Consider the following 12753-nt stretch of genomic DNA (forward strand, 5'->3'; position numbering starts at 1 on the left):
CTTCCACCTTAGAAAAAATTTAGTTTGTTCAGATATCATTACTATAGTGATTAGGCGGTTAAACTCCATCTATACCTTTTATCACTTCTGTGTTCGCTAAAGACCGATATTTAAGTTTGAATCTTAAACGTGTTACACACATAGCGATACGTTTACAATTCTGGTTTGAATATCCACGAAAAAGTTCATTATTTAACTAATATCCCAAGTACTGAATCCTTCCACCCTTGATAAAACTTATTTCTTAGATCACGATCCATTAACGGATGATATAATTCGTGTTCGGAATTTAGATGATAGATTTCATCAGTAGATTTCCAGATTCCTACTCCTAAACCAGCTAAATAAACAGCTCCCATTGAAGATAATTCTGCTACTATGGAAGCGGTTACTTCTGTATCCAACATGTCCGCTTGATACTGCATTAGGAATCGGTTACTGGTTGCTCCCCCATCCACATTTAAACTTTTTATGTGAATATTGGATTCGGTTTGCATCAATTCAACTACATCTTTAACCTGGTAAGCAATGCTTTCTAATGCTGCCCGCACAATATGCGCTTTACCTGTATTTCGACTCATTCCCAAAATCGCAGCGCGAGTATAAGGATTCCAGTACGGAGCACCTAAGCCGACAAAAGCAGGAACAAGGTAAACCCCTTGATTATCTGGTAAAGAGCTTGCCAACGCTTCAGCCTCATCAATTTGATCAATCAATTCTAACTGTTCTTTTAACCATTTGATCACATCGCCGGTACTGTTAATAATCCCTTCAAGCGCATATTCTATTTTACCATTTAAGCCCCAAGCAATAGAAGTTACTAATCCATTGGTACCTTTCACCAACTCTCTCGTGTGCATCATGACAGAAGTTCCTGTTCCATAAGTGGCTTTTGTCATCCCCGGTTCAAAACATTTTTGCCCAAATAAAGCACCTTGAGAATCTCCGATTACACCGGAGATAGGAAGGGAGGTGAACGGGAGATTAGGATCTTCCGCTACACCAAAGATTTCATTGGAACTCTTTACAACAGGAAGCATCGTTCTTGGTATTTCAAATAAGTCCAATAACTCATCATCCCACTGAAGAGTTTCAATATTAAAGAGAAGCGTCCGGCTTGCATTCGAATAATCTGTTGCATGAACCTTCCCTTGTGTTAATTTCCAAATGAGCCAACTGTCAATCGTTCCTACCAAAAGCCGGCCTTCTCTTGCTCTTTCTCTGGCTCCATCGACATGATCTAAAATCCACTTAATCTTAGAGGCAGAAAAGTAAGGATCTGCTTTTAAGCCGGTCTTGGATTGGATCATTTCTTCATAACCCTGTTCTTTTAACTCTTTACAAAAGTCAGACGTTCTTCTGTCTTGCCAAACAATCGCATTATAAATCGGCATTCCTGTTTCTTTATCCCAAACGATAACCGTCTCTCTTTGATTGGTAATGGCTAAAACAGCTAATTCTTCTTGGGACACACCAGAAGTTTGCAGCAATTCCTTTAACAAGTTTTTAACATTTTCATAGATTTCATCCGGATCATGCTCTACCCATCCAGTTTGCGGATAGTATTGCGTATGACTTCTAGAACATTTATGTGTTATTCGCCCTCTCGTATTCACAAGCAATACTTTTGTTCCAGCTGTACTTTGGTCAATCGCGAGGAGATATTTCTCTTTTCCCATAAGATTCCTCATCATTTACCAACCATTTGAATGGCGATATTCCTTACATTTTTAACACTCAATCCGTAGTATTCAAAAACTTCGGCTGTTTTTCCAGCAATAGCTGGTACGTCTGGCAAACCAAGAATCTTCACAGGAACCGGGTGACTTTGTGACACAACTTCAGCAACCGCTGAACCTAACCCACCATAAATGCTATGTTCTTCGATCGTAATAATTCTTCCTGTTTCCTCGGCTGCTTTTATGATCGCCTCCTTGTCTAGTGGCTTAATCGTATGCATGTTAATCACTCTGCAATCTATGCCATCCTGCTTCAGAGTTTCTGCAGAATCTAATGCAATTCTGACTGTCTCCCCTGTTGCAATAATCGTGATGTCTATACCTTCTTTCATCGTCACGGCTTTACCAATTTGAAACTCATAATCTTCTGATACATATGAATCTTCTACTGGATTACGGCCAATTCGTAGATAGACTGGGCGTTCATACTTAACCAACGCTTCAATCATTTTCTTCGCCTCGTGACGATCTGCCGGCATCATCACATCCAAACCAGGGATGGCACGGGTTACCGCAAGATCCTGAAGAGAATGGTGAGACATACCTAATGCACCATAACTAACCCCACCGCTTATCCCGATTAACTTAACGTTGGTGTTAGAATACGCCACATCAACTTTAATTTGTTCAATACTTCTCATGCTTAGAAAACAAGCCGGTGATGCCACAAATGGTTTTTTACCAGATGCCGCCAAGCCTGAAGCAACTCCGACTAGATTTTGTTCTGCAATTCCGACCTCGACGATTTGACCCGGTAATTGCTTGCCAAATTCCACAAGAGAGGCTGATCCTCGTGAATCACTTGTTACTACTAAAATATCTTTATTTTCTTTAGCTAAATCTAATAAAACCTCACTAATTGCTTGGCGATTGGCAATCTTATTGCCTTTTGCACTATTTAAAGCAACATTACTCATTGTAGCACCTCCAGTTGCTTTGAAAGTTCTTCCATTGCTAATTGATATTCTTCTTTACTTGGTACATGATGATGCCATTTAGTTACATTTTCAGCAAATGAGATTCCCTTGCCTTTAACTGTATTGGCAACGATGAGAGTTGGTTTTCCAGCAGCTTTTGGAGTTCCTTCCAGTACTTCTACCAACTGTTCGATATTATTTCCATCTACCTCTACTACTTCCCACCCAAACGCTCTCCATTTAGCGCCAAATGGTTCAAGGGACATAACATCTTCTGTACCTCCTGTAATTTGCAATCCATTGCGATCAATAATGGCAACTAAATTATCAAGCTTGTAATGCGCAGCGGCCATAGCTCCTTCCCAAACCGATCCTTCTGCCTGCTCGCCGTCTCCCATTAACGTATATACCCTGTACGATTTCCCATCCATTTTGGCAGCCAAGGCCATACCAACCGAGATCGGAAGCCCATGTCCCAATGCTCCTGTATTCATTTCTACACCTGGTACTTTATTGTTCGGGTGCCCAATTAATCTTGTATTAAATTGAGAGAACGTTTTTAATTCTTCTTTTGGGAAGAATCCTTTATCTGCTAATATCGCCCAATACGACTCCACCGCATGTCCTTTACTCTGTACATAACGGTCACGGTCTTCCCATTTCGGATTGTTTGGATCAACATTCATAATATGATAGTAAAGAACAGTTAGGATATCCGTATTGGATAGGGAACCACCTGTATGGCCCGTTCCCGCTTCATAAATCATGGTTAGAAGTTCTATACGAATTTCGGTAGCTTTTCGTTTTAGAAACTCAATTTTATTCATCCTTTTTAACCCCCTGCATTATTTATTAAGGTCGCTGCCGCGAAGCCATGCTCTAATTTCACTTTCAGTTGGATCTACTGGATCAGGATTCAAACCAGGAATATATTCGCATGCCTCAAATAGAGCCGGAATAACGTCTGCATGGACACCTACTGAATGGTGAATGTATGGACCTTTTACCAACTTTTCTTCCCATAACGGCCAATCGTTCACTTCCACCCAAACATAGGAACCTCTTGTGAACGGACCTTGAATCCCTTTTGCTTTTCCGAGGAAGATGGAGTATTCACCATGATCTCCATCAAAGCGTGCAAGTGTCATTTCTCCGCCCTTAATTTCCCCTTCATGAGTTCCAGGAGAATGATCTTCAAATAGGAAGTGTTTGTTTAGCTTTGGCTTTTCTTCCACACTTAACGAAACAGGGAAGTTACCGCAGTGGAATAATAACTCGCCGTTTGGATTTTCAGGGTGACGAACGGTAATATCGGCAAAGAACGTTGGTTTCGTATTTAACGTAGCCGCTTGAACCATAATTGAAGTAATCGCACCATGAATGTCGGTTTCACAAGTTACTGGGATTTGTTCGTCTGTCAGAATTGCATTGGCCAAACATGGCATAATACCGATAATGTCTTGTAAGGTCGACCAGCATTGAATAGCAATCGCAGTACTTCTTGTATCAGCAGCCATTTGTTTCATCGCTACTTTTAATGAAGCAATTCGTCGAACATCCTGTTCAGTAACCCCACTCCAGTCGAGTTTTTCCTTGATATAGCCAATTGCTTCATTTAATTCAGGGCTATCTGTTTTTTCTATTTTTAATGTTACCTTTTTCAATTCATCAAGCGTGATTGGATGAATTTGAATTCCAAAAGTCTCTAATAATTCTCCTTCATTGCAGATTACCGACCAAAAATCAGATGGCCTTGTTGAGATTTGCAAGATTCGTAGATTCGTAAATTGCTTAACAACATTAGCTGCCGCAATGAAATTTTTAAAGCCTCTTTCAAAAACAGGGCTATCAACACTGCAGTTCGTGATGTATGTAAACTTAACATTAAACCTTCTTAGAACCTTACCAGTTGCAAAAAGTCCGCATTGTGTATCACGAAGTCGCATCCCATCTATTAATGGCGCTTCATCCCTAGGACCCCAAAGTAAAACGGGCTTTCCAATTGCTTTTGCCACACGTGCGACAATGTCTTCTGTCCCAAAGTTGCAATGAGGGAAAAATACAGCATCTACTTCGGCCTCTCTAAATTTTTTTATTATGGCCGATTCTTCAGAGCGACTGTATAGGAGCCCTTCTTCATTGATTCCCTCTAAATCAACAATTTCCATTTCCAGACCAAAACTTTCAATCTTTTCTTTTATTAAATTTTTATATTTTAAAGCATCTTCTTTACTAAACACAAATCTCCGAGTTGGAGCAAATCCAAGTTTAATTTTTTCCATCACTATTCCTCCAATATACACGCCTTTTTTAGTAAAAGACTAAAATTTTAGTTGTTCCTATCTAAAAAACCTTATTAATAACTAAATTAATTTAGTTTATAATAAGATGTTATCAATTAATAAATTATCAGTCAATTATTTTTATAAATAAATTTAGCAAATTTAAACTAAACTACTAATTACCTATCGGATAATCTATTAGTTTAGCGAAAAGGAATATTTATTATTTACTAAACAAAACTAAAAATAAAACTAAACAAAATGATAATGTGTTATAATTCATTTATAAATGATGTGTAGTATTAGGAAGGTGTATGGTTTTTATGAAGATAGATGAAATTGCTAAATTGGCTAACGTTTCAAAATCAGCGGTCTCTTTAGCACTAAACGGGAAAAACGGAGTTAGTCAGAAGACTCGTGAAAAAATATTAAAAATTGCTGAAGAACACGGATATATTCCTCGACCTATTATCAAAGCAGAACAGTATTTTCAAACCAATTCAAATACAAAGATATTGAGATTTGTCGCTGTCACAAATGCTGGTATTGTATCAGAAGAATTTGAATCGCTTCCTTTTTTTATGGAGTTAATAAAATATATTGATACTCAATCCGGATCTAGTGGTTATTCCTTAATGGTTTCATCTATAAGTATAGAGTGCTTGCAAGAGGAAATATCAAGACTTGAAAACGAACAAAAATCTGCAGGTATATTATTGTTGGGTACCAATTTAACCCCGGAGCAAATAAAAATAATAGCAGACATACAACCAAATTTAGTTGTATTGGATACCTGTTTTGAAACAATTGATGCGAACTTTGTAGTGATGAACAATCTCTTTGGAGCTTATCAAGCTGGACAATATTTACTTAAGTTAGGACACAAAAAAATTGGTTATGTTGAATCAGAAATAAGAATGTATAACTTTGATATGAGGAAAAAAGGATTTATCCAGGCACTAACAGAAAGTAATCTGAGGATAGATGAAAGCAATTATTTTTCCATATCACCAACTACCATTGCACCCCAAGAGGCTTTTACTGAAAAGCTAAAAAACAGGATGGACCATCTGCCAACAGCATTATTTTGTGAAACAGATTATATGGCTATTAGCGTAATAAAATCCCTAACTGAATTAGGGATTAAAGTACCAGATGAGATTTCGATAATAGGATTTGATAATATTTTTGAATCAAGGGTAATTACACCCGAGTTGACTACCATACATGTAAAAAAAGATAAGATTGCACTACTTTCTGTTGAAAAGCTAATCAGGCTGATTGAGAACAACGATGAAGATAAAATAAAATTACTTGTTGATACAGAACTCATTGTCAGAAATTCATGTTTAGAACTTTAAAGACTGGTAAATGACTTTTTTATTACATTTACAATAATTGAATTAAGTATGGTGCAAAAAAATATAAAGCCCGAGGAATTTTTTTCATTTCCTTCGGGCTTAAATATTATTTGAGTGGGAACTATGGTGATTTTCTACTGACTCTTGAACGCTTAGTCTAAAAGCCTTTCTTCTGTAACAATTCTTCGTGATTTCCTCTCTATTATGTTCCATCCTTATAGCAAGTACTTTTTGATAGCGTTTGTAGGAGCCGAAAAAATTTTTGATCACTTTTATATCTATCTATAGCTAAAGTGGACATTTTAAACTCTACATCACCAATCTCCCTTATTGCCGAAAATTTGCCGAAAAACAATATATTTTAATTGTACTGGATAATGCCTCTTAAATATCCAAACTTGCGTTTCGCATTTACCCGTATCGCTCTAAGTTACTTTACTCCATAACATAATTCAAGTTTTGAAAACATATCACTCATGGACATCCTTGTATCAATAGAATCATAAACTCGAATTTCTTTACCATCAGGGTTTGCCGAATAGCTAGATGAATGTTTAATCAATTAAATTCAAATCCCAGCGGCTTTACCACATGGTTTGTTCTTGGATTACTAATGATCATCTTACCCCTCCATTGTTAAACTCTACATATGATTTACGATTTTGGTCCGTTATTTGTTTTGACTGCAACGCCAGCCATTGTAGTAGAGTGACATCTTTTCCGTTTACTTTTACTGGAGAACCATCATAGTCCAGTACGCATTCGTCTTTGAGCATGTAGATCCAGGTACCATGACCGAAAAATTCAAAGGGATTGCCTTCTTTATCCTTAAAAATTCCTGAGGTATCTACTACCTTATCAAAATATGAAAAATGAACATTAGGAGCACCGGCTTTAAGGAGCCGCTCATATGTTGGAATCACTGTAATCTCAGGTTTCACTATTTCATCATTTTTTGCATGCGTGAACCAGATAGGGGTATTTTTAATATTTTCAATATTTTGATCCGTAATCACATTGTCATAGAGTGCTTCACATACAGGATATGCTGCTGCGAAGAAACCGGGGTAATCGATAATCATGCGCATTGTCATGAAGCCTCCATTGGAACAGCCACCGATGTAGATTCGATTTGTATCTATATCCGGATGTAAATGAATAAACTCATCAATGAGCGCTTTAAGTGCTAACACGTACATTGAATTTCCGCTTTTAGTATACTCACCGCTGCCATCGTCCATCCACATTGTAGGTACTTGGGGAGCAAGGACATAAGCGCCCCCAAATATTTCTTGTACTTTTTCACTTGACAGGTTTACAACATTATTTCCTGTATAAGCTATCCACGTGTCATATCCGCCTTCACCTGCTCCATGCAGCCAAATGATCAAAGGGCGTTTTTCTTTATTCATATTTGGTGAATAATAGCCGAAACAGAGAGGCATCTCAGCATAGGATGACTCGCTGTTTACCCAGCCTTTAATTTGCTCCATTTTTCCGCCTCCGAAATGATCAAAGACAAGTCCTGAAATGGTATCATTATCGGTTTGTATTTCTTTTACCTGCGTTATACGAAAATCGCAGAAAACATAAACATTATGTTCCTGCTCAAAAGCAGTTTCCGAGTTCAAACGGTGGATTGCCTCACATTCAAGTTCCAGCGTTGCGTGACTGCCTTTTTCATTTTTGTTCCCTTCACTGTCAGATGTATACGCATTTGTAACACAACAATAGCCCTTTGACGGATATAGTTCTACCGAATTCCAATCTTTTCTGAGTTGCAACACTTCGCCCGTTTTTTTGCTTCGTCTCTCGACATAAACGTTGAAGGTATCTTCTGATAATGCATCTGATTTGATAGATTTGGATAACGGAAGAATGATTTTTGTTATATAAGGCCCAAAGTCAGTAACCTCAGTAATAGTCCTGTAAGAACGTTTCATTTTTACCTCTCCTTTTGTTATATTAAATTTTAGTCATCCTAACTGCCATAAATTGTTTACCAGGAAGTTCTATTCTAAAATTTCCTTCATACACATCTTCGAGTTCATTAATTGTCATTTCCCAAGTATCGATGACTTCTACTTTATATTGAGTGCCAGGTTTCATCCGGTACTCTCTGAAACTAGGTCGATTAAACCCGTAATAATATAAATAAAATTGGTCAGGAATCCCAGCGGAAGGCGCATCCCAGGCGGTTTCTAAAGGATTCAATCCTTCTTGCGGCCCCTCTTCCATGATCCGCTTCAAGAAACCGATTCGCTTTGGACTGTCCCCATACAACTGTCCACCTTTGGACCACCATAAAATATCTTTTGGATGAAGATAGGTTTCACCATGTCCAACATAACCGCCTCTGACTGCACCTTCCCAAAACCGGCGTACCATTTCTTCCCCGGTGATATTTCCCCATCCTTGGTCAATATCTCCCTCATACGCACATTCATCTATAACGATAGGTTTGTTCCATTGTTTCCGCCACTCATCTGTACTTTCTGCCGTCTTATACACATCAATGCGTTGCACACTACAATGTGTAACCCAAGGCCGTGAATAATCATAGAATCCAAAACAGTTATGAATGGAAATGAGGTGTTGGTGAGGGTCATTTTCCGTGATAATCTGAGCAAAGCGCTCCCAATCCTCTATTTCCTTACACCACATTAAGTCATATTCATTGGCTAACGACCACCATAAATTTCGATAGGCTGAAAGACGGGCGGTAAGGTATCTTAAATATCGATCATCCTCCGCCTTTTTCATTTCTGCAAATCCCCATCTGTCATAGGCGTGGTAAAGGATTAAATCGGCTTCAATTCCTAGATTGCCAAGATCTGCGATCCTTTGCTCTAAGTGCTGAAAAAACTTTGGATTAAAGCGTGTAAAGTCCATACCTTCATCAAGAGAACCTTCAAATGGATAGTATAAAGGCTCATTCGAGTTGAATTGATACGATTTAGGAAACACGCACATTCGTATCTTATTGAATGGAGATGCCTGCAAAGTTTCCAAGGTTTGTTCGATTAATTCTTCCTCTTGATGAATCCATGCATAGCATGTAGTTCCTACAGGAAAATATGGGGTTCCATCCTCATACGAAAAATGATATGTATTTTTAACTCGGACGGGACCATGGTTATTTTTAGAAGGGCTGACACATGTAAACCTACCTTCTATACCCTCCAAAGATCTAGCGTTGCTCGTTGTTTGAAATGTCCAGATTCCCTCGGCATCCGGCATAAATCTAATTCGATAGATACCATCTCCGTCATAGAATCCAAGAGTTTTATGACGTTTCTCTCCATTAAAAATAAATTCTGCTTTCAAAGTGACGTCTGTAAAAGGGTTGCCGTGTGCTGGGCCATGAAGTTCCACCTCAAATACGGACCATTTCTCCACTTCTCTAAGTGTAGAAACTTTCGCCGATCCCAAAATGACTGTTTCAGGTTCATAATTAGAAACCGGTGCAATACAACCAGTTTCTTCTTCCAACTCTTCTACAGCAGCCAGCTCAGAATACAGTTTTTCTATAGTCTCCTTTGTACGTAAGGACTCAGGCAGGCGTGAAATTAGTTGTTCCAACGTACTTAATTTAACAAACATTATCGGAAATTCAGTAGGTTCCAATAATAGCGGCATATGTTTTTGCAATACTGCTTTTGCATTTTTATTTGCCAGAATCTTACCCATTTTCATTTTTGGTGAATAACTCATATAACTGTTATCCCCTTTCACTAAAGAGTTTTTGGTTCTATTAGACTAGATTTATACCATTAATTAAAAAGAGAACGATCCTTTCAGTTCTCTTTTTTTAATTACCTTTGACGAATTCTTTTTTATAAGTAAATCAAAAAGTTTTACCCCTTATAACAAGATTTTGTTTCCGCTTACATTTTTCACTTTCAACTTATATCATTATTTTATAAAACTAGTAATAATGAAACTATCCAAAATACGACTTCTTATTTTTGTTTATCCGACTTTTCTATTTTCAATGAACTTAACACCAGAGCAAATTAATCTAGTAGCAAGTGTACAACCCAATATCGTTGTTCTAGATACTTGTTTTGAAACGTTGGTCATGTGTAGTTTCCACACAAACGGAAAGCAAAATGAAATCCTAAAAATTGATAAAGCCAGGCAGCTGCGGCCTGGCTCTGATTATTGTTTTTCTATTTTTCCTTTTTATATTTTTCTGTTCGATCATCCTGAATTATCCCAGCCCAATTTAAGCCAAAAGCAAAGTCATAAACATTTCCTTCAGAATCTCTATGACATACCATGTCGTGCGCAACATCTTCAAATTGCTCTTCAACTGTTTTCATGTTCGCCGGCATTTGCATTGGCAGAAGACCTGCAGGTTCAACTTTCCCTGTCAGGATGTCAAATACAGCTTGATCTTGTACGCCAAAATTTGCAATAATGGCTTCGATACTCTCTTCGAATTCTTCCACAACCGTTGGGTTTGATAGCAGGAGTGAAACAATAACTGGTTTCCCTTTTAATATCTCAACAGTCTCTAACACAGAATCTAGATCCGTTGTATTACTCGGGGTAACCGTTTTTCCTTTATAGGTACGATTTAACACATCACCCGGACGTGCGTCACCGGCAAGACTTTCATCACGTGCGTCAATCGCAGTATATGGTTTATACTGGAGGCTGATTGGTACATATCCATTTCCTCCATCCTTTATATCATCATGACTATAACCTGTCCCTGAATTCGGAGTTGAAATAAAAACCAGACCAAAATCCGCGTCTTCAGGATTTTCGGTTATCTTAAAATATTTTTTAGCTATATCGATATTGACTGGATATTCAAGTTTCTCAGGTGTTGGAAATCCAAACCAATCTTTACCTGCAGGCGTATATCTCTTAGGGATGTATACGACGCTTTCCTTTCTAAGCGGCAGGACGCCATTCTTGTTTTTCAACATAACGATCGACTTCAACTGCGCTTCATAGCCTGCCTGCATATACTCTGGCTTGCCAACTTCTTGAACACTTTCCGTTGCTGTTACATAAGGATTTTCAAAAAGGCCAAGGCGAAAGATATTTTTTAACAATCGAATCGCAGATTCCTCAAAGCGCTTCCGCATAAATGCTTCCCCGTGTTCAGCAACACCCATTTGGTATGCTTCAAGGATTGGTCCGGCTTCATTATTTCCGCCGAATTGGTCAACCCCAGCAAGAATTAGTTTATAATGCCGCTCTGGAACAGTCAGATTTTCTACACCCCAAGGCTTTCCTCCGATAAACGTATCAATATTCTCCGGTTCATCGGCCGTTATACCCCAATCTGTACAAACCACACCGTCATAACCATATTTGTTCCGAAGCAAATCATGAATAATATAAGTGTTGTAGGAATTTCCGACATTTTCTCCATTTACCTGATCTTGGTCAATCGATATCGTATAATAGGGCATCACTGCAGAAGCCATTTCCGTTTTACCAGATAAGTTAAAGGCGCCTTTTGTAAAGGGTAGTAAATGCTCTTCAAAGTTTCCGCCTGGATAAACGGCGAATTTTCCATATCCATAATGTGCATCCCTTCCAGCTTCACCGGAGCCGCCTCCCGGCCAATGTTTTACCATTGCATTTACGCTATCATAGCCCCAGCCCCCTGCAATTTCTTTTTCATCTGCAGAATTCTGAAAACCGTCGACATATGCTTTGGCCATATCAGCGGACAGCTGTGAATCTTCACCGAATGATCCATTGAATCGGAACCAGCGTGGATCTGTTGCTATATCGATTTGCGGCGAAAGTGCAGTAGTTATCCCTAATGCCCGGTATTCCTTTGATGCAATTTCCGCAAATTTAGCTGTAATATTCGGATCAAATGTTGCCGCAAGTCCAAGCGGCTCGGGCCACATGGAAATTGTACCGCCAGCTCCAGCATTAAACTCTGTACTTGAATCCGAACCATGACGCGGATCCGAGCTGTTGTTTGCAGGGATCCCAAGCCCCATACCTTCTGCATAAGCTTGAATATTGTTATTCCAGCGTGCCGCAGTTTCTGGACTTTCAACAGTCGTAATGAGAATATGCCTTAAATGATCGTTTGAAAGAAAATCAATTTGTTCATCCGTTAAATCCCAGGGATTTGCGCCGCTCTCTTCGTAGGACTTACCATTATATTTACCCGTAAACCAGCTTTTACTTCCTGCAGGAACTGCTTGATGCCTGCTGTATAACATGAGTCCTGCTATTTGCTCGATTGTCATTTTCGAAGCCAGGTCTTTTGCTCTTTCCTCTGGAGAGAACCTCCAGTCTTCATACTTATCTATTTTTCCATCTTTGTTAAGATCTTTAAAGTAGAAGCCATCTTTTTCGATAATGGTAACACCTGATGTTTCAGAATATCCTAACACAGGCCCCCCGTTGTTAGATACATATTTAATCTGTTCTTCAGTTGTGATGGTTGTTTTAATATCTTCCATTAATA

At 38.6% G+C, this 12753-nt stretch carries 8 protein-coding genes; 1 reads left to right on the top strand and 7 read right to left on the bottom strand.

Features of this window, described 5'->3' with window-relative positions:
- Positions 1-188: 188 nt before the first annotated feature.
- From glpK to ACIQAA_RS17555, 4 genes are read right to left on the bottom strand one after another with little or no spacing between them, the layout of a single operon-like run.
- Entirely contained in the window at positions 189-1679 is a 1491-nt protein-coding gene (gene glpK / locus ACIQAA_RS17540; RefSeq protein ID WP_402621840.1) for a glycerol kinase GlpK, read from the bottom strand.
- Positions 1680-1690: 11 nt separating this feature from the next.
- Complete coding sequence (locus ACIQAA_RS17545; protein ID WP_402621841.1) at positions 1691-2656, bottom strand: transketolase family protein; 966 nt, start codon at positions 2654-2656, stop codon at positions 1691-1693.
- Positions 2653-3483 carry a transketolase gene (locus ACIQAA_RS17550; RefSeq protein ID WP_402621843.1) on the bottom strand — a complete coding sequence of 277 codons (831 nt, stop codon included), beginning with the start codon at positions 3481-3483 and terminating at the stop codon, positions 2653-2655. Before ACIQAA_RS17550 ends, ACIQAA_RS17545 begins: the two co-directional genes overlap by 4 nt.
- A gap of 18 nt (positions 3484-3501) precedes the next feature.
- Entirely contained in the window at positions 3502-4938 is a 1437-nt protein-coding gene (locus ACIQAA_RS17555) for an L-fucose/L-arabinose isomerase family protein (protein WP_402621845.1), read from the bottom strand.
- Between the two features lie 323 nt (positions 4939-5261).
- Here ACIQAA_RS17555 and ACIQAA_RS17560 point away from each other — a divergent pair, with 323 nt between their 5' ends.
- On the top strand, positions 5262-6299 hold the full coding sequence (locus tag ACIQAA_RS17560; RefSeq protein ID WP_402621847.1) for a LacI family DNA-binding transcriptional regulator: 1038 nt from the start codon (positions 5262-5264) through the stop codon (positions 6297-6299).
- Between the two features lie 617 nt (positions 6300-6916).
- On the opposite strand, the gene ACIQAA_RS17565 is transcribed toward ACIQAA_RS17560, so the two are convergent.
- The 3 genes from ACIQAA_RS17565 to ACIQAA_RS17575 all read right to left on the bottom strand — a co-directional run bounded on the left by ACIQAA_RS17565 (position 6917) and on the right by ACIQAA_RS17575 (position 12748).
- Positions 6917-8242 (bottom strand): prolyl oligopeptidase family serine peptidase, encoded by a 1326-nt coding sequence (locus ACIQAA_RS17565; RefSeq protein WP_402621850.1) that lies wholly within the window; start codon positions 8240-8242, stop codon positions 6917-6919.
- Positions 8243-8264: 22 nt separating this feature from the next.
- Positions 8265-10013: a DUF5605 domain-containing protein gene (locus ACIQAA_RS17570; protein WP_402621852.1), complete on the bottom strand. Its 1749-nt coding sequence runs from the start codon at positions 10011-10013 to the stop codon at positions 8265-8267.
- Between the two features lie 458 nt (positions 10014-10471).
- Positions 10472-12748: a glycoside hydrolase family 3 protein gene (locus ACIQAA_RS17575; RefSeq protein WP_402621854.1), complete on the bottom strand. Its 2277-nt coding sequence runs from the start codon at positions 12746-12748 to the stop codon at positions 10472-10474.
- Between the last annotated feature and the right edge of the window lie 5 nt (positions 12749-12753).

The sequence above is a fragment of the Neobacillus sp. NPDC093182 genome (assembly GCF_044754045.1).